The organism is Massilia varians, assembly GCF_027923905.1.
In the GTDB taxonomy this organism is placed as follows: Bacteria; Pseudomonadota; Gammaproteobacteria; order Burkholderiales; family Burkholderiaceae_D; genus Telluria; species Telluria varians_B.
In genome coordinates this window covers 2,099,920-2,118,381 of record NZ_AP026966.1, presented here as the reverse complement: position 1 = coordinate 2,118,381, position 18,462 = coordinate 2,099,920, and the positions used below count along the sequence as shown (strand labels likewise).

Here is an 18,462-nt window from a genome sequence, read left to right as displayed (position 1 = left end):
ACCCTGCAGCTATCACCGCGTGGGCGGCAAGCCGCCCACCCTACGAAAAGCGCAATGCGGCGTCAGGTGGTTTCGGTGAACGCCAGGTACAGCTCGCGCGCACGGCGCGCCACCGGGCCCGCCTCGAGCGTGCGGTCTTCATAGCGCGTGCACGGCGTCACCTTGCCGTAGTTGCCGGTACTGAAGATCTCGCGGGCGGTCAATAATTCCTCCGGCGCCACGCTGCGCTCCTGCACCTGCACGCCCTCGGAAGCGAGCAGCGCGATCACGCGCGCGCGGGTAATGCCGGCCAGGAAGGTGCCGTTCAGCCTGGGCGTCACCACGGCGCCGTCGTCGGCGACGATGAACAGGTTCGAGGCCGCGAACTCGGCCACGTTGCCGTCGGCGTCGAGCATGATCGCCTGGTCGAAGCCGCGCGCCTTGGCTTCGCGCATGGCGCGGGTCGAGTTGGCGTACAGGGCCGAGGCCTTGGCATCGGTGGGCGCCATGTCCGGCTGCGGGCGGCGCAGGGTCGACAGGCAGCTCGAGAACCCGGTGAACGGCAGCAGCGGCGCGTCGAAGATCGTCAGGGCGAACTGGCTGGCCTCGGCGACCGGAATCAGGAAGCCCTCGGTGCCGAACACCAGCGGGCGGATATACAGTTCGGCGTCTTGCGGGAACTTGGCCACGCCTTCGCGCACCAGCGCTTCCATCTCGTCCACGCTCAAGGGGCAGCGCAGGCCCAGCTTCTCGCTCGATACGATCACGCGTTCCAGGTGCGGACGCAGGTCGGGCAGCTTGCCGCCCATGGCGCGCGCGCCGTCGAAGACCGAGGAGCCCAGCCACAGGCTGTGGTCCATCGCGCCGTACAGCGGCACATTGCCTTCAGTCCATTGTCCGTTGAAATAAGTCAGGTACATGCATGCCTCTTTTTACATTGATACAGTCCATCAGTGTACCGCTTTCGACGGGTTCATTGTTCGGTGGCGAACCATGGTTCGGCTTTGCCTCGCGTACACTATGGCTTTCCAGTATCAACATTACCAATGCTCGCCATTCTTGAACGAATCGATCCCGACAGCGACGACCTCGACCTCCTGGTCGACCTGGTCGATTGCCTGCGCCCGCGTAATCGCTGGGTCTGGCAAAAGGCGGACGATCCGGCCCAAAACGTGCGCACGCTGACCCAGCTGCTCAAGGGCAATCCGTCGCAGGCCTGGTCCTTGCGGCGCTACCTCACCACCCTGCTGGAACGGCGCCGCCACACCAGCCTGTACACCGACATCGGCATCCTCTCCAACGACGGTTTCGTCACCGAACTGAAGCGGCGGGTCACCTACCGCTTCCTGCCGCCGGCATTGAACGACCTCTACCTGTCGGATGCGCTCGACCAGGTGCTGTACGACGAGGACGACCACCAGTGGATCTGCATGGTCCCGACCGCGGACTGGATGGAGCTGTTCGACGTCATCGCCAATGCCCCGCCGGCCGAAGACGCAACGCCCGACCAGGCGCGCTACGTTACCCTGATGGGCCTGCTGGACGCGATCCGCACCCTGTCGTGCCGCATCTGCGCCCTGGGCCTGGAGCCGCGCCTGATCCACAGCCACAGCGCGATCGAGGATTTCGACTCGCCCTTTCTGATGCAGAACATCGAGGTCAACCGCTACCTCGACGAATATGCCCGCTACCTGGACGGCAAGATCGAACAGCCGGAAGACGCGCGCCACCTCCTGGTGATGCTCGACCAGTGCGAGGACGTGGTGCTGAAGATCCGCCGCGGCGCCCGGTCGACCGGCACCAGCGTGGCCCTGACCTACCTGCTGGTGGCGCTACACCAGAGCATCGACCGGCTGCACAAGCTGCTCTACCTGGTGGACCTGAGCGGTTCGCTGCCGAGCGCGCCGAGCGTGGACCTGGTCGCGGTGGCCACCCGCGCCGCCAAGCCGGAGCAGCCGGTGGCCAGCGGCCGCCGCCTGGCGGCCGTCGCGCTGGCGGAAGAACTGATCGCGGCGCACAACGCCAAGTACCGGGTCCGTGGCCTGCTGCGCGACAATGTGGACTTGCTAGCTCGCAATGTCACCGAGAACGCCAGCCGCACCGGCGAACACTACATCGCCGAAACCCGGCGCGACCTGCGCCACATGTTCGTGGCCGCCTCGGGAGCCGGCTTCATCGTCGGCTTCATGGCGATGTTCAAGATCATGCTGGGCTACCTGCACACCGCGCCCCTGGTCGAGGCCTTCCTGTTCAGCATGAACTACTCGCTGGGCTTCATCCTCATCTACGTGCTGCACTTTACGGTGGCGACCAAGCAGCCCGCGATGACCGCGCAGCACATCGCCGCCTCGCTGCAGCGCGCCGACAACGGGCGCGGGCTGGACGTGGACAGTCTGGCGGACCTTGTCACCAAGGTCTTCCGTACCCAGATAGTAGCCGTGCTCGGCAACGTGCTGCTGGCCTTTCCAGTGGCCTGGGCGATCGCGGTCGGCTACAAGGCGATCAACGGCAACCACATCGTCGACCCGGTCAAGGCCCACCACCTGCTCATGGACGTCGATCCGATCCACAGCCTTGCCCTGTTCTATGCGGCGATCGCCGGCGTCTGGCTGTTCCTGGCGGGCCTGATCTCGGGCTACTACGACAACAAGGCGCTGTATACCCGCATGGGCCAGCGCGTGCGCCAGCTGCGCCGCCTGCGCCGCCTGATGGGCGAGGAACGGCTCGGCCGCTTCGCCGGCTATATCGAGGACAACCTGGGAGGCCTGATGGGTAATTTCTTCTTCGGCTTGATGCTCGGCATGACCGGCACGATCGGCTTCCTGCTCGGCCTGCCCCTCGACATCCGCCACGTCACCTTCTCGACCGCCAACCTGGCCACCGCCCTCGTCGGCCTCGACTACCACGTGCCGCTCGAGGTGGTGGTCAATGCCGCCTCCGGCGTGCTCCTGATCGGCGCGGTCAACCTCCTGGTCAGCTTCGGCCTGGCGCTGTGGGTGGCGATGCGCGCCCGCAAGATCCGCTTCAAGCGCGGCATCCTGCTGATCCAGGCGCTGGGCCGCCACCTGATCGCGGCGCCCATCGATTTCTTCCTCGGCCCCAAGCAGCAGCCGATCAGCCGCGACTCCAGCAGTGAACTCATCATGAGGGACACGAAATGAACAACAAGCGCCTGACTTCCTTCCTCGCCTTCCTGGCCTTCGTCTGCGTGGTCGCCTCGTGCAAGTCCCTGCCCGATGCGCAATCGCTGCCCGACGGCCCGGCCAAGGCAACGCCGGCGGTGGCCACGCCGCGCGGCATGCTGGACAACAAACAGGCAGCCCAACTGCTGCGCAAGCGCTGGGCCAACGCCTCGCCCGACCTGAAGCAACTGGCGGTGCTGGAGGAACAGGCGACCGGCGCCCCGCTCATCCCCGGCAACAAGGTGACGCTGCTGTTCGACGGGCCCGCCACCATGCGCGAGATGATGGCGGCGGCGCGCGAGGCCAAGTCCTCGATCAACCTCGAGACCTACATTTTCGACCGCGACCCGATCGGCATGCAGTTCGCCGAACTGCTGATGGAAAAGCGGCGCCAGGGCGTGGTCGTCAACATCATCGCCGACGGCGTCGGCACCCTGGCCACCCCCAAGGAGTTCTTCGAGCGCCTGCGCGGCGCCGGCATCAACGTGCTGATCTTCAATCCGGTCAATCCGCTGCAGCGACCCGGCGCCTGGCAGCTGAACAACCGCGACCACCGCAAGATCATGGTGGTGGACGGGCGCGTCGGCTTCACCGGCGGCATCAACATCAGCGAGACCTATGCCAACAGTTCGCTGTTCCGCTCGCGCAAGAAGCCCGAGGCGGTCGACGCCGACCAGGTCGGCTGGCGCGATACCCACATCCGCATCGAGGGACCGGCCGTGGCCGCGCTGCAGTATGCTTTCATCGACAACTGGGTGCACCAGGATGCCGGCGAGCTGCCCCCTGCCGAGTACTTCCCGCGCCTGGCGCCGGCGGGCGACAAGGTGATGCGGGTGCTGGCCACCTCGCCGGACCGCGATTCGGAAATCTACAAGTCGCTGATGGTGGCCATGAACGAGGCCAAGAAATCGATCCACATCACCTCGGCCTACTTCGTGCCGGACCGGCAGATCGTCGATTCGCTGGTCGCCGCGGCCAAGCGCGGCGTGGACGTGAAACTGGTGCTGCCGGGCGTGTCCGACCATGACCTGATCATGTACGCCGGCCAGGCCTTCTACGACGAGCTGCTGGCGGGCGGGGTCCGGATCTACCAGCTGCAGGTGGCGGTGCTGCACGCCAAGACGGCGGTGATCGACGGGATCTGGTCCACCATCGGCTCGGCCAACATCGACCGCCGCAGCTTCATCCACAACTACGAGCTGAACGTGGTGGTGCTGGACCCGGCCTTCGGCAAGGACATGGAAGCGGCCTTCAACGAAGACCTGCGCAGCTCCAAGGAAGTGACGCTGGACCAGTGGCGCGACCGCCCATGGAAGGACCGGCTGCGCGAATTCATCGGGCGGCTGGCGGAGTACTGGATCTGATGTTGAACGCGTGGGCGGGGAACCCGCCCACCCTACGAGATACCTTGGTGCTTACAGCCCCGCCGCCATCAGGCCATCGATGTGCGGGGTCCACACGCTGCCGGTGCGCATGAACTTCTCGGTGGCCATCATCTCGAAGTGCCCGTGTACCACGTCCCAGCCGTAGCGGTCGATCTCGACCTTCTGCGGCTCCACCCGCAGCACGTTGAACGAGTTCACCTCGCCCCGCCCGCGGGTCGAGGTGGCCGTCCCCGCCTGCACCACCAGCGCCGCATACTCGCTCAACTGGTAGCGCGCCGCCGTGCTGCCGGCGTGGCTGGCATGCATGTGTCCGCCCATCAGGATGTCCACACCGCACTCCGAAAAGGCCTGCATGGCGCGCGGCGCCCGGTTCACCAGGTCGCGTTCCTCGAAGTGGTCGGGCAGGTCGAAAGGATGGTGGGCGACGATGATGCGCGTGATCTCCGGCGGGACATCCGCCAGCTGCCGGCGCACCACGTCCAGCTGGTCGCGGCTGACCTTGCCGTCCTTGATGGTGAAGGAGCGCGCCGTGTTGACGCCCACCACGGCGATCTCCTCGTCCAGGTAGAACGGATCGAGGTCGTCCGTGATGTAGCGCCGGTAGCGCGATAGCGGCTTCACGAAGCGGCGGAACACGTTGTACAGCGAAATGTCGTGGTTGCCCGGCACGATGATCTGCGGGCCCGGCAGCGTGTCGAGGAAGGCGCGCGCCTCTTCGAACTGTTCCGGCCTGGCGCGCTGGGTCAGGTCGCCCGAGACCACCAGCACGTCCGGATCGATCCGTTCGATCAGTTGGCGCAGCGGCGCCAGCAGGCTGTGGTCGACGCGGCCGAAATGCAGGTCCGACAGGTGTACGAGAGTGCGCATCTTTTCCCCGGGTTGAGCGTTGGTTCAGATGTCCTGCGGCGGCGCCGGCCGCAGCGGCGCCCGCGCGCGCCGGCGCCGGTGGAAGGTGGCGGCGCCGGTGATGCAGATCGCCAGCCAGCCGCAGCCTTCGGCGAATGCCGCCAGCACGTCGGACAAATAATGGACTCCAAGATACATCCTCGAGAACGCGACCGTCGCCACCATGGCCAGCGCCAGCGCGAAGGGCAGCACCCTGCCCCACCAGGAACGCGCCTGGCGCGCCGCATAGCAGGCGAGGAAGCCGTACAGCACCGTCGCGCCCATCGCGTGGCCGCTGGGGAAACTATAGGTGCTCAGTTCCAGCAAGGGCTCGGCGAAATGCGGGCGCGCGCGCTCGAAGCTGTGCTTCAGCAGCACATTGAGGATCTGGCCGCCCGGCACGCTGGCAAGCAGCGCCACCGTCCAGTAGCGGTGCCCGCGCCTGAGCAGCCAGATGCCGGCCAACAGGGCCATGGCCAGGATGCCGGGCGTGCTGTGCATGTGGGTCAGCAGCATCAGGAATGCGCGCAGGCCCTCGTTGGCGCGCGCGTGCGCGTGCAGCCAGTTGGCGACCTCGACGTCGAGCCGGGTGATCGGGGCGCCGGCGACGACGGCGCCAGCCATCTGGGCGAACACCGCGGTCGCCAGCAAGAGCATGACCACGCCGGCGGTCAGGTGCAGGCCATACGCTCCTTCGGGGGAAAAGCGGGCGGCGGCAAAACGGTGGAGTCGGGGAAGGATGTAGTTGGTCATGCCTGCTTCGGGTGGTTTCGCGGATGCGCTTCCCTATGTGGGGTCTTGGCGAAAAAACCACAACAATAAAAATTTACTGTATATCCAACCAGTACCTGTGGATTTATACAGTGGTTGTGATATTCTTTACTCACTTCAACGTTTTTAATAAAAAGGAAGCACCATGACCACTCTGAACAGCAACTTCGGCCTGGAATATGCACCTGTCCCTTTTATGGTCCGCCTCGGCCGTCGCGAACTCCTGATCACCCGTGATTTCCGCAAGCGCTTCTACGCGGTGAATCCGATCATCGAATGCGATACCGGCGTTGAAGCAGGTCATCTGGAAATCCTGCTGTTCAAGCGCTGGCTGCTCATCCTGTCGAAAGCGCACTAAAAAATTCGCATATTGTTAGGCGAATAAATTCGTTCCTTCAGGGGGAACTGAGCCGTAAGCTGAAGGCTCCAAACTGCCCTCTGAAAGAACGACATGCTTCGCACAACCTTCCTCCTCTCGCTGGCCGCTCTGACGCTGTCGGCTCCACTGCTGAGCGGACCGGCCGCAGCCGCAGACGTCACCCTGCTCAACGTGTCCTACGATCCGACGCGCGAACTGTACCAGGACATCGATGCCGCCTTTGCCCGCCAATGGAAGGCGAAGACCGGCGACAACGTCACGGTCAAGCAGTCGCATGGCGGTTCAGGCAAGCAGGCGCGCGCCGTCATCGATGGCCTGTCGGCCGACGTCGTCACGCTGGCGTTGGCCTACGACATCGATGCTATCAGCGAAAAGGGTTTGATTGCGCCCGACTGGCAGAAGCGCCTGGCTTACCGCAGCGCGCCCTACACCTCGACCATCGTATTCCTGGTGCGCAAGGATAACCCGAAAAAGATCCGCGACTGGGGCGACCTCGTCAAGCCGGGCGTGGCGGTGATCACGCCGAATCCGAAGACCTCGGGCGGCGCGCGCTGGAACCACCTGGCGGCCTACGGCTACGCGCTGCGCCAGCCGGGCGGCTCGCCCGCCAGCGCCAAGGATTACCTGGCCAGGCTGTACAAGAACGTGCCGGTGCTCGACTCGGGCGCGCGCGGCGCCACCACCACCTTCGTCGAGCGCGGCATCGGCGACGTGCTGCTGGCCTGGGAAAACGAAGCCCTGCTGGCCCTGCGCGAGCTGGGCCCGGACAAGTTCGAGATCGTGGCGCCGTCGATCAGCATTCTGGCCGAACCGCCGGTGGCCGTGGTCGACAAGAACGTCGACAAGAAGGGCACCCGCAAGGTGGCGCAGGCCTACCTCGAGTTCCTGTACACCGATGAAGCGCAGGACATCGTCGCCAAGAACTACTACCGTCCGGCAGTGGACAAGTTCGCCAAGAAATATGCGTCGCAGTTCCCGAACGTGAAGCTGTTTTCGATCTCCGAGCTGGGCGGCTGGGCCCAGGCGCAGAAGGCGCACTTCGCAGACGGCGGCCTGTTCGACCAGATCTACGCGCCGGGCCGCTGAGCCGTCATCTTCACGGGCGGCCGCCTTGCGGCGCCGCCCGCCACTGCGGGCCCGATTGCAGCAGGCCACAACAGGCGGCGATCCGCGTCGCGGTGAGCGTCGTCCTGTCCCCGTCGAGCCCGGCGCCGAAGCGGTAGCAGCCGTCCACGGTCTCGATCTCGATCAATCCGCTTCCGATACCCATCGCGATGTATTCCCCCTCGGGCGAATTCGAGCGCAGCGCCGGCAAGGGCGCGATGCGCACCGAACGCACCTTGCCTGCAACCAGCACCAGCATGTCCTCGTGCTCCAGCGCCCAGTCTTCGGCCTGATCCCGGTAGAGCATGAGCTCGTCGCGCACGAACAGGTTGCGGTACAGGAGCGCCGCCATGGCGGTTCCCACCAGTACCAGCAGCCACACCTTGAACCAGGAAAAATGTTCCGACGGACCGTCGAACAGTCTGAACCCGAGCCAGGCCAGCATCGCCAGGCCGGCACAGGACACCGCAACGATCGGCAGCCGCCTCGCGGGCGGGCAGACGATATGCAAGGGTTCGGAATCCAAAGGCGACGGGTAGCGGGTCATGAGCGTCGTGTTATCAGTGACGGCCACTGTAAGACTAAAAATATCCGCAAGGCAAGCGAAAACGCCGGATTATCCAGCCGGGCTAGGATGTGACCGTTCATCAACGGCCTGTCCTGCGGCCGACGCCGCGGGCAGTCCTCTTCACTCACTTGAAAAGGATGTACGTCATGGCAATCAGACTCAGGAAACTCCACGATCAGGTCATGGTCATCACCGGCGCCACCAGCGGCATCGGCCTGACCACCGCCCGCATGGCCGCCGCACGCGGCGCCCGCCTGGTGCTGGCGGCGCGCAGCAAGGACGCCCTCGACGAACTGGCGGACGAACTGCGCAGCCGCGGCGTCATGGTCGAGACCGTGGCCGCCGACGTCGGCAACATCGCCGACGTCGAGAAGATCGGCGAGAAGGCCATGGCGCGCTTCGGACGCATCGACACCTGGGTGAACAATGCCGGCATCTCGGTGTTCGGCCGGCTCGAAGAAGTCAAGCCGGAAGACCACCACCGCCTGTTCCAGACCAATTTCTGGGGCACCGTCAATGGCTCGCTGGAAGCGTTGCGGCGCATGAGGCGTCACGGCGGCGCCATCATCAACGTCGGCAGCGAAGTGTCGGAACGCGCCATCCCGATGCAGGGCATGTATGCGGCCTCCAAGCATGCGGTGAAGGGCTTCACCGATGCGCTGCGCATGGAAGTGGAAAAGGAAGGCGCGCCGCTGGCGGTCACGCTGGTGCGCCCGGCCGCGATCGACACCATGTTCGCGGTCCACGCGCGCAATTACATGGACAAGGAACCAGCGCTGCCGCCGCCGATCTACGCGCCGGAAGTGGTGGCCGACGCCATCCTGTACTGCGCCGAGCATCCGAAACGCGACGCCTACGCCGGCGGCGCCTCGAAGATGATCGCGGCCGGCTCCAAGCTGATGCCGGCCCTGTTCGACCGCTACATGAACGCCAGTATGTTCAAGCAGCAGAAGTCGGATCGCCCCACCGCGCCGAACCGCCGCGATGCCCTCTACAAGCCGGACGAGTCGGCCGAACTGCGCCAGCGCCAGGGCATGCCGCAGAACGTGCACGAGCGCAGCCTGTACACCAGGACCAGCCTGCGCTCCTCGCCCTTGACCACCGCCCTGGTGGGCGGCGGCGCCCTGTTAGCCGCCTTCAGCCTCGCGCGGCGGTTTGGTCGTTAAGAAATCGGTGTCCTCCTCGGTCAGCGGCAGATCGGGGATGGACAGCACCTGGTCGGTGTCGATGTCGGCGCCGTCCTTGCCGACCTCGTCGCGCCCGGCCGCGGCGCGCTCGCCGGTGCCGCCCATGTCGCTGTCGCCGGAGAAGTCGGCGTCGCCGACGTCCGGGCCGGCGGTGCCGCCGGCGTGGCTCTGTTCCATGTCCGAGGTGGTGCCCTGGTCGAATTCGAGGGTCTGGTCCGGGTCAAGCGCTTCGGCAAAGCCGGGGCCGCCGACCACGTCGCTGCCGGTGTCGGAAATGTCGCTCGGGCCGAGGGAATCGATGCCGTGTCCCTTGCCGAGACTACGGTCTGGACGTTCCGGGAAGTTATCCGGATCAAGTGTGCTTGCGCCTGTCATGTTGCCTCCAAAACGTGGTTTAGCCATGGGGACAGGCTACCGGTTTTTGCAACATGGCGTCGCCGCGTACAAGCTCAGAAGGCGCGCCGCATCCCCAGGTTGATCGCTCCGCCGCCGCCCTGGCGCACATTGGCGTTCTGGATGCCGCTCTGCTGGCGGATGTGCGAATACGCGGCGTAGAAATCCATCTTGCGCGAAATCGCGTAGGTCGCCCCCACCGCGATCTGGCGGGCGTCGCGGTTGGCCGGGTCGCGGTCGTTCTTGCGGATGTAGGAAGCCAGCAGGGTGGTCGCATGGCCGACCGGCACCGCCACCCCGGCCAGCACGTCGCGGCTGTCGGTGGACGGAGTACTGCTGATGCCGGCGCCGTAGGGATTGTCCGGGTTGAACAGCGGCGAGCTGCCCCAGCCGCGGTTGGCGCTGTAGGCCGCGTAGGCGGTGCCCCAGTCGAAGCGCATGTTGGCGGCGATGATGGAATTCTTCGCGGCCATGCTGATGTCGACCGGATTGATGCGGGTGACCTTGGCCACGTTGCGGTTCTGGTGCGCCGCGCGGATCGTGATCGGGCCGGCCTTGAAGCCGACAGTCATGCCCCAGGCGCGGCCCGAGGGCGAGCCGTCAATGTCGCCCTTGCCCCAGGACGAACCGGCCGTGAAGCCGTTGAAGCGGCTCTGGTAGATGACGCTGTCGCTGCTGCGGCGCGCGTCCTCGGCGCCGCTGCTTGCACCTGCCAGGCCGCCGTGGAAGGGGTCGCCGACCTCGCTCAGCGTGCGGAAATCGAGGTTGTACTGGCGTCCCGCGCCCAGCAGCCGCGCCCCGTCGGTGCGGCGCTGCTGCGACTCATGCCTTGACTCCAGCGTGAAAATTGCCGGCGCATCCGCCGTGCCGCCGGCTTCCCTGGCTTCCCTGACTGCCTCGCGCGCATCGGTGCCCCTGTCGGGAGCAGCCGCATTCTGGGCCGAGGCGCATGCCGCGCTCGCTCCGAGCACGGCGCATGCGACGATGGACATCTTCATGGCTCATTCCCTCTCTGAAGCCATCATTCCCTTCTTTGACGGACTGATCTGTCTACTACCTCACATAAAACCACAGTCGTCCAGGCGTATTCAAGAAAGGCGGCATCGGATCCGTCTGAGCCGAATCTTCCGGCTTACCCACCGTTCTACACCGGTGAGCGCAAGGGCACAAGAGGGTTTCATAAAACCTCGCAGACGCGAGGCCGTTTTGTTGCCGGACGGCTGGCTAGCGGCGCAAGCCCGCGAACGCGGCCGGCTCCCACTCGCGCAAGGCCAGCAGCAAGCCGGTGCCGCGGCGCTGCGGCAGCGGCGCCGCCAGGCTTTCCTCGTGCAGTTGGGCAAAGCGCGCCCGCAGTTGCCGCATTTCTCCTTGCAGCTTGGCCCGCGCGCTCTCGGTCAGCATGCCGTGCACGAAGTCGAGCGCGTCGCCCGGCTGGGCGAAGGCGCAGTCGATGAATTCAGGCATGCCCTGCTCGCGGAAGTACTGGCGGATCGGGCCGCCCGGCAGCCAGTCGAAGTCGCGCGCCACGTTCAGGCGGATGCGGTTGCCGGGCAGGAGGGTGATCAAGGCCAGTCGGTCGAGGCGCAGCAGCAGCTGCACGCATTCGGCTTCGCTCAGCCGGTAGGCCTGCAGCATCTCGGCCATGGTCCAGTGGTTCAGCGCGCACACCGTCACCAACAGCAGGCGCGCATCGGAGACCAGCTCGCGTTCCTGCGCCGGGCTCAAGGTACGCAGCCGCTGGTGGCCCTGCCCTGCTTCCTGCGCCAGCTCGGACAGCGTCAGGCCGACCAGGGAGCAGATCTCGACCAGGCGCTCGAGCGTGAACTGCCCGGTGGCGAACAGGCGCTTGACGCTCGGCTCGGACAAGGCGAGGGCCTCGGCGACGTCGCGGTAGGTCTTGCCCTGCTGTTTGAGTTCGCGCTTGAGGGTGGCGATGAGGTGGGTGATCTCGGACATGCGGGCGATCGTAGCAGGATCAGACCACGGCCGCGAGTGCGATGCCGTTCTTGCCGCTGCGCTTGACCGCGTACATCGCGTGGTCGGCGCGTGCCAGCCAGGCATCGACGTCGGCCGGATCCTGCGGCCGGTGCAGCGCGATGCCGATGCTGGCGCCGACCGTCACGGCGGCGCTGCGTAGCAGGTAGGGTTCCTTCAGGCGTTCGAGCAGCTTGCGCGCGGTGTCCTCGGCGTGCAGCGCGTCGGTGAGCATTTCCAGCACCACGACGAATTCGTCGCCGGCCAGGCGCGCCACCATGTCGGTCTTGCGCACGCCCTGGGCCAGGCGCTCGCCGAACTGGCGCAGCAGCTCGTCGCCCTCCTCGTGGCCGTGGTTGTCGTTAACGGCCTTGAACCCGTCCATGTCCAGGAACAGCAGCGCGCACGGGCGTCCCACGCGGCGCGCGCGGCTCATCGCCTCGGGCAGCGCCGCCAGCAGCGCGCGCCGGTTCGGCAGGCCGGTGAGCACGTCGCGCAGCAGCAGCGCCTGCAGTTCGGCGGTGCGCTCGGCCACCGCCAGCTCGAGGCGCTCGTTCATGGCCAGCAGCGCCTTGCGGTGCGTGACCTCGTTCTGCACCAGTTCGCGCATCGTGCGCGACAGGATCTGCGTTTCGAGGAAGCCGTGCACCTGCGGGATCGGCGGCGGCTCCTTGCCGCTTCGCGTGGCCGCGGTGACGCCTTCGATCGCCTCGCGCAGCGCCGTCATCGGCCGCACCAGGTGGCGCGCCATCAGCGCCGCGGCGCCGGCCAGCACCAGCGCCAGCAGCGCGCTCCAGCCGAGCATGCGCCGCTTCAGGTCTTCCGCGCCCGCCAGCGCCCGGTCCTCGGTCTGGCGCACCAGCACGGTCCAGCGCAGCGAGGCCGGATCGCGCCCGTCGCCGGTCTGGCTGTAGCCGGTCAGGTAGGCGCGGCCGTCCGGCCAGACCTCGCGCAGCGATCCGGTCTGGCCCTGCTGCGCCAGGCGCAGGCTGGCGGTCTCCACCTTCGTTTCGACCAGCGCCGCCGGCCCGAGCATGACGGTGCCATCGTCGCGCACCACGAGGATCTCGGCGCCGTATTCGCGCAGCGCCGGCGTGAGCAGCTTGCGCGCATGGCTGCGCGCCCATTCCCAGCTCAGGTGCAGGCCGAGCACGGCTACCGGCCTGCCGCCGGCATCGACGATCGGACCGGATGCATCGACGAAGCGCCAGGGGTCGGGCTTGCGCGGCAGGATCTTCTCGAGCAGCACCGCGGGATGGTAGTCGGACGCGTGCACGGCGCGGATCCCGGCGGTGAACCAGGGGCGCTTGCTGACGTCGCCCCCCTCCAGCATGCGGCCGGTCGAGGCCACCACCTTGCCGTCGAGGTTAGCGATCCCGATCCAGGCATAGTCCGGGAAACTGCGCTGCAGGCTTTCCAGCACCGCACGGCTAGCGTCAGCGTCGCTCGAATAGCGCACCTGCGGCAGTTCGGCCAGCAGGCGGGTGTCGCGGGTGGCCTGCTCAATCACGCGGTTGAGCGAATCGCGCATCTGCCAGGACAGCTGCTGCAGGCGCAGCTGGGCTTCTTCACGCGCCTGGCGCACGGCGAAATGGTTCACCAGCACCAGCTGCAGCGCGACCGTGAGCGCGACCGTGGCACAGACGGCCAGGGTCATCAGGCTGGACAAACGCATTTTTCCGAAGAGGCCGCTCATGGACGAAGCTTGCGATGCGATGCAATAAACCGACCATTCTAACTAATTTCCTACCGATAAATAAATACCTATCGGCATTACTTATTGCTGGTGAATTATTATTTGCGGCAACGCAACAAAATAGCACGCCAAGTTCGTTAATCTGCGGCACCGACCACGGGCGGCCCTGCCGGTGTAGCATGAGCGCGCCCACTACCGTTTCGGAGCATCGATGAAAACAGCACTGTGCGTGTCGGCCTGCCTGCTTCTCGGATGCGCGGCTGCGCCTTCGGTTTCCCGCATCTCCGACGATGAAGTACGGCGCCTGGCGCGCGAGAACGTACAGGGACTGGCGCTGGCAAGCATCGACCGCGGCCGGGTCGTCAGCGTGCAGGCCTACGGCAAGCGCAGCGTGGAACGCGGCCTGCCGCTCACGCCGCAGACGGTGATGTATGGCGCCTCGCTCACCAAGGCCGCCTTTGCCTACATGCTGCTGCAGCTGGTGGATGAAGGAAAGCTCGACCTCGACGCGCCCTTGCCCGCCCTGTTGCCGCAGCCCCTTCCCGCCTACGACAGGCAGCCATGGGATTTCTCCGACCTGGCGAACGACGAACGCTGGCGCAAGCTGACGCCGCGCATCCTGCTCACCCATTCGTCCGGCTTCGCCAACTTCCGCTGGCTGGAGCCGGACCGCAAGCTGCGCTTCCACTTATATCCTGCAGCTGGTGGTCGAGCGCGGCCTGGGCCTGGACACCGGCCGGGAAATGCAGCGCCGCGTATTCGACCGCTTCGGCATGCGCAACACCAGCATGCAGTGGCGCGCGGATTTCGCGGACAACCTGGCCGACGGCTATACCCTGGACGGCAAGATGGAAGCGCACGACGCGCGCAGCCGCCCGAGCGCGGCGGGTTCGATGGACACCACCATCGAGGACCAGGCGCGCCTGTGGGCGGGTATCGTACGGGGAGAGGGATTGAGCGCGGCAGCGCGCGCCATGATGGTGCGGGCCGCGCTGCCGATCGGCTCCGCCGGCCAGTTCCCGACGCTCGCCGCGCCGCCGGCCACTTGGCCGCAGTCGCTGGCTGCAGGCCTGGGCGTGGTGACCTTCCTTGACCGCAGCGGGCCGGCATGGTTCAAGGGTGGGCACAATGACAGCACCGGCAACATGGTGCTGTGCCTGGAGCACGGCCAGCGCTGCGTGGTCATGCTGGCCAACGACGTGCGCGCCGAGCGGATCTATCCCGAGCTCGCCCGGCGGGTGCTGGGCGAGACGGACATGCCGTGGCGCTGGGAATACGGCTGGTACCAGCCGTAGATGGTCTTGGTTGCGGTCTTAGTTGCCGAAATAACGGCCCGGGCGGTGCCATGCCATGACCATGCTGCTCATGGCGATCGCGCTCAGCGAGGACCAGCCCACCAGTTCGGGCGACACGATGGCCAGCGCCGCCAGCAGGATCACGGCGTCGATCGCCACCTGGGTGCGGCCGGCATTGATGCCGTAGCGCTTCTGCAGCCACAGGGTGACGATGCCGGTGCCGCCCACGCCGGCGCCGTGGCGCGCCAGCGCCAGGATGCCCATGCCGCAGAAGGTGCCGCCGCCCAGCGCCGCGACCATCGGATGGACGTGGCCGATCACCAGGCCGCTCGGCATCAGCTTGAGCAGGGCCATGATCAGGATGCTGCCGAGCAGCGACTTGATGGTGAAGCGCGCGCCCATGAACAGGTAGCCGAACAGGAAAAACGGCAGGTTGATGAGCATGAACAGCAGGCCGACCGAATAACCGGACACGTAGGACACCAGCAGCGAGATGCCGGCCACCCCGCCCGTGATCAGGCCCGCGGCCTGCAGCAGCAGGACGCCCATCGCGACGAACAGCACGCCGACCACGATCCCGTAGACGTCGTCGAACAGGGTGTGCGGCTTGATCGAGACCACGTTCTTGCCCTGGGCCGCCTGCGCTTGCCACGCGCCCTGCATCATCGCGCCACCTCGGTACCCGACACATGCGCCGACGCATGCGGGGCGCATGGGTCAAATCGGTAGGAAGTCGAGCCGGGCTGGAGATGATGCGTCATGTTCCTCACAATGGGTCTACAAAGTCGGGGGCGTCGGCGCTGCCGGAGCATGGCACTTGTGGTGGCAAGATCCGGGAACGTGGAGGGGTATTGCTGGGTACAGCCCGCCATTATTATCGATGTTGCACCGCAATGAAACTTCGCGTTCCGCATGTCAGCCATTCATGCGGCGCATAACTTGATGGGGAAGATAAACGGCATGACGGGTGCGGCCCTAACGGGCCGCACCCATGATCCGTCTTATTTGTACAGCACTTCCGGCAGCCACATGCCGATCGCCGGAAAGGTATACAGCAGGATGATCCCCAGTATCTGCAATCCCATGAAGGGCAGCATCCCCAGGAAAATCTGGTTCAGCGTGACGTGCGGCGGCGACACGCCCTTCAGATAGAAGGCCGACATCGCCACCGGCGGCGACAGGAAGGCGGTCTGCAGGTTCATTGCCACCAGGAGGCCGAAGAACAGCGGGTCGATGTTGAAGTGCTGGAGCAGCGGCACGAAGATCGGCATGAAGATCACGATGATCTCGGTCCATTCCAGCGGCCAGCCGAGCAGGAAGATCACCACCTGGGCCAGGATCATGAACTGCACCGGCGTCAGGTCCATGCCCAGCACCCAGTCGTTGATGATCTCCTGCCCGCCCAGCAGGGCAAAGGCGGCCGAGAAGATGCTGGAGCCGACAAACAGCCAGCAGACCATGGCCGTGGTCTTGGTGGTGAGGTGGGCCGATTCGCGCAGCAGATTGAAGTTAAAGCGGCGGTAGGCGATCGCCAGGATCAGGCCGCCGAAGGCGCCCATTGCCGCCGCCTCGGTCGGCGTGGCCAGGCCGAACACGATGCTGCCCAGCACCGCCAGGATCAGGATCACCAGCGGGAACAATGAGCCGAGCAGCATCTTGAAGATCTCGAGGCGCGCGACGCTGAAGAACACGTAGAAGATGGCCAGCGCTGCAGCCACCAAGGCAAACGTGATCCAGTAGGCCCTGGACGCCGGCTTGGCGACCGGCTCCGGCGCCGCTGCGGGGATCGCCACGTCGGCGGCCGCCGCAACAGGCGTTGCGCCGGCTGCCGGGAGCGGCGCCGCCTCCCCTTCCACCGGCGGCTCGGCCAGCTCGCCCTCGGCGGGCGGTTCCTGCAACCCACCCTCCTCGACGCTGGCCGCGCTGTCGAATTCCTGCTGCGCGCCCATCTCGACCAGCTCCGTTCGTGGAGCATCCGGCGCGGTGACGATCCGGTAGCTCAGGCCCATGACGGCGGCAAAGGCCAGTGCCGGCAGCAGTGCGACGAACAGGTGCGAGGCCAGGGTGCGGCTTGGGACATCGGCGGCGCGCCGGCCCTTGAAGGCACGCACCAGGGCCGGCAGCGCGCTCTTGCCGTAGGCGCCGGGGATCGCCTGCGCATAGGCCGGCAGCGCGACGACGCGCTCGGATGCCGGCAGCGGCGGCGCCATGCCCGGCTTGAGCTTGGCGATGATCAGCACGTAGCCGACATACAGCGCCGCCAGCATGATCCCCGGGAAGAAGGCGCCCGCATACAGCTGGACCACCGAGACGCCGGCCGTCGCGCCGTAGACGATCAGGAGCACCGAGGGCGGAATCAGGATACCCAGGCAGCCGCCCGCCGTGATGCAGCCGGCCGTCAGCTGGGTGCTGTAGCCCGCCTTGAGCATGGCCGGCATCGCCAGCAGGCCCATGAGGGTGACCACCGCGCCCACGATGCCGGTGGCGGTGGCGAACACGGCGCAGGTGACGATAGTGGCCACCGCCAGCGAGCCGGGCACGCGCGCCATCGCCAGGTGCAGGCTCTTGAACAACCGCTCGATCAGGTTGGCGCGCTCCACCAGGTAGCCCATGAAGATGAACAGCGGGATCGAAATGAGCACGTCGTTGGCCATCACCGAGTAGGCCCGCTGCACCATCAGGTCGAGGGTCTGCTGCACCGCCAGGTCGGGGTTCTGGCTGTGGTAGGCGAACCAGGCGAACATCCCCCCCATGCCCATCAGGGTAAACGCCGTGGGAAAGCCGAGCATGATGGCCACCACCACCAGCGCCAGCATCAGGAGGCCCAGGTGGCCGTTGGTCATCGCGCCTGGCGCCGGCATCAGCACGAACAGGGCGATGACGATCGCCACCAGGATCGACAGGCCGAACCAGATTTCCTTCCTCATGGCGTGCGCTCCCCCGGTGCGTTCACGGTCGCCTTGAGCTTGTCGACGTCGACTTCCTCGACGTCGGCCTCGCGCGCCGGCCATGCGCCCCTGCGCAGACAGACGACGCAACGCACGATCTCCACAAAACCCTGCAGCAGGAGCAGCACGCCGGCCAAGGGAATCACCATCTTGAAGGGGTACAGCGGCGGGCCGTTGGCGGTGAGGGTCGAGTGTTCGCGGATGGCGAGCGACTCGGCCGCGTAGGTGGTGCCGGCCCAGACCAGGGCCAGCACGCCGGGAATGAAGAAGACGAAGTACAGGATCAGGTCGAGGCCGGCCTGCAGGCGCGGCGGGAAGAAGATGTACAGCACGTCGCCGCGCACGTGGCCGTTCTTGGCCAGCGTGTAGGCGCCGGCCATCATGAAGGCGGCGCCGTACATCATGATCATCAGGTCGAAGGCCCAGGGATTGGGCGTATTCAGGGCGTAGCGCGCGAAGACTTCCCAGCTGATGAGGAAGGTAAGCGCGACGATCAGCCAGGAGAAGGCCTGGCCGACCCAGCTGCTGACCCGGTCGACAAACAACAAAATGTTCTGCATGGAGCTGCTCCGGTCGCGACGACGAACAGCCATCGATGGATGGCACGGGCACGTGTAGGGTGGTCGGCTTCGCCGCCCGCGCGTCCGACAACACGTTGAAAGGCGCATTGTCCGCACATGCACGGTTTGAACGCGCGGTCGGGAGATCCGACCACC

At 66.2% G+C, this 18,462-nt stretch carries 16 protein-coding genes and 1 pseudogene; 6 read left to right on the top strand and 11 right to left on the bottom strand.

Annotated features, from left to right (window positions below):
* Positions 1-62 precede the first annotated feature (62 nt).
* The gene (locus MasN3_RS09635; protein ID WP_281913790.1) at positions 63-899 is read right to left on the bottom strand and encodes a branched-chain amino acid aminotransferase; all 837 of its coding nucleotides are present in this window, start codon (positions 897-899) and stop codon (positions 63-65) included.
* 126 nt (positions 900-1,025) lie between these two features.
* Here MasN3_RS09635 and MasN3_RS09630 point away from each other — a divergent pair, with 126 nt between their 5' ends.
* A complete protein-coding gene (locus MasN3_RS09630; RefSeq protein WP_281913789.1) occupies positions 1,026-3,140 on the top strand; it encodes a site-specific recombinase in 2,115 nt (704 codons plus the stop codon).
* A complete protein-coding gene (gene cls, locus MasN3_RS09625) occupies positions 3,137-4,525 on the top strand; it encodes a cardiolipin synthase (RefSeq protein ID WP_281913788.1) in 1,389 nt (462 codons plus the stop codon). The genes MasN3_RS09630 and cls overlap by 4 nt, the downstream gene beginning before the upstream one ends.
* A gap of 51 nt (positions 4,526-4,576) precedes the next feature.
* On the opposite strand, the gene MasN3_RS09620 is transcribed toward cls, so the two are convergent.
* Together MasN3_RS09620 and MasN3_RS09615 are read right to left on the bottom strand one after the other, a co-directional pair.
* The gene (locus MasN3_RS09620; protein ID WP_281913787.1) at positions 4,577-5,413 is read right to left on the bottom strand and encodes a metallophosphoesterase family protein; all 837 of its coding nucleotides are present in this window, start codon (positions 5,411-5,413) and stop codon (positions 4,577-4,579) included.
* A gap of 24 nt (positions 5,414-5,437) precedes the next feature.
* Positions 5,438-6,184, bottom strand: coding sequence for a phosphatase PAP2 family protein (locus tag MasN3_RS09615; protein WP_281913786.1), 747 nt, complete (start codon positions 6,182-6,184; stop codon positions 5,438-5,440).
* A gap of 163 nt (positions 6,185-6,347) precedes the next feature.
* Here MasN3_RS09615 and MasN3_RS09610 point away from each other — a divergent pair, with 163 nt between their 5' ends.
* Positions 6,348-6,560, top strand: a complete 213-nt coding sequence (locus tag MasN3_RS09610; protein ID WP_281913785.1) for a hypothetical protein — start codon at positions 6,348-6,350, stop codon at positions 6,558-6,560.
* A 93-nt stretch (positions 6,561-6,653) separates the two neighbouring features.
* The gene (locus tag MasN3_RS09605) at positions 6,654-7,667 is read left to right on the top strand and encodes a sulfate ABC transporter substrate-binding protein (protein WP_281913784.1); all 1,014 of its coding nucleotides are present in this window, start codon (positions 6,654-6,656) and stop codon (positions 7,665-7,667) included.
* Between the two features lie 10 nt (positions 7,668-7,677).
* Here the strand turns inward: MasN3_RS09605 and MasN3_RS09600 are convergent, their stop codons facing one another.
* A complete protein-coding gene (locus tag MasN3_RS09600; protein WP_281913783.1) occupies positions 7,678-8,232 on the bottom strand; it encodes a hypothetical protein in 555 nt (184 codons plus the stop codon).
* A gap of 167 nt (positions 8,233-8,399) precedes the next feature.
* Here MasN3_RS09600 and MasN3_RS09595 point away from each other — a divergent pair, with 167 nt between their 5' ends.
* A complete protein-coding gene (locus MasN3_RS09595) occupies positions 8,400-9,419 on the top strand; it encodes an SDR family oxidoreductase (protein WP_281913782.1) in 1,020 nt (339 codons plus the stop codon).
* Here the strand turns inward: MasN3_RS09595 and MasN3_RS09590 are convergent.
* The 4 genes from MasN3_RS09590 to MasN3_RS09575 form a co-directional block, all read right to left on the bottom strand.
* Positions 9,381-9,815, bottom strand: coding sequence for a hypothetical protein (locus MasN3_RS09590; protein WP_281913781.1), 435 nt, complete (start codon positions 9,813-9,815; stop codon positions 9,381-9,383). The two genes, MasN3_RS09595 and MasN3_RS09590, sit on opposite strands and share 39 nt — an antisense overlap.
* A gap of 74 nt (positions 9,816-9,889) precedes the next feature.
* Positions 9,890-10,831 carry a porin gene (locus tag MasN3_RS09585; RefSeq protein ID WP_281913780.1) on the bottom strand — a complete coding sequence of 314 codons (942 nt, stop codon included), beginning with the start codon at positions 10,829-10,831 and terminating at the stop codon, positions 9,890-9,892.
* 226 nt (positions 10,832-11,057) lie between these two features.
* Positions 11,058-11,789 (bottom strand): helix-turn-helix domain-containing protein, encoded by a 732-nt coding sequence (locus tag MasN3_RS09580; protein WP_281913778.1) that lies wholly within the window; start codon positions 11,787-11,789, stop codon positions 11,058-11,060.
* A 19-nt stretch (positions 11,790-11,808) separates the two neighbouring features.
* Positions 11,809-13,503 (bottom strand): sensor domain-containing diguanylate cyclase, encoded by a 1,695-nt coding sequence (locus tag MasN3_RS09575; RefSeq protein ID WP_281913777.1) that lies wholly within the window; start codon positions 13,501-13,503, stop codon positions 11,809-11,811.
* Between the two features lie 211 nt (positions 13,504-13,714).
* Between MasN3_RS09575 and MasN3_RS09570 the strand changes: the two are divergent.
* Positions 13,715-14,798 (top strand): annotated as a pseudogene (locus MasN3_RS09570) (serine hydrolase domain-containing protein).
* Between the two features lie 18 nt (positions 14,799-14,816).
* Here MasN3_RS09570 and MasN3_RS09565 read toward each other — a convergent pair.
* From MasN3_RS09565 to MasN3_RS09555, 3 genes are all read right to left on the bottom strand, one after another.
* Positions 14,817-15,464, bottom strand: coding sequence for a YitT family protein (locus MasN3_RS09565; protein WP_281913776.1), 648 nt, complete (start codon positions 15,462-15,464; stop codon positions 14,817-14,819).
* 335 nt (positions 15,465-15,799) lie between these two features.
* Positions 15,800-17,725 carry a TRAP transporter large permease gene (locus MasN3_RS09560; protein WP_281913775.1) on the bottom strand — a complete coding sequence of 642 codons (1,926 nt, stop codon included), beginning with the start codon at positions 17,723-17,725 and terminating at the stop codon, positions 15,800-15,802.
* Complete coding sequence (locus tag MasN3_RS09555; RefSeq protein ID WP_281913773.1) at positions 17,722-18,306, bottom strand: TRAP transporter small permease subunit; 585 nt, start codon at positions 18,304-18,306, stop codon at positions 17,722-17,724. The genes MasN3_RS09560 and MasN3_RS09555 overlap by 4 nt, the downstream gene beginning before the upstream one ends.
* Positions 18,307-18,462: the final 156 nt, after the last annotated feature.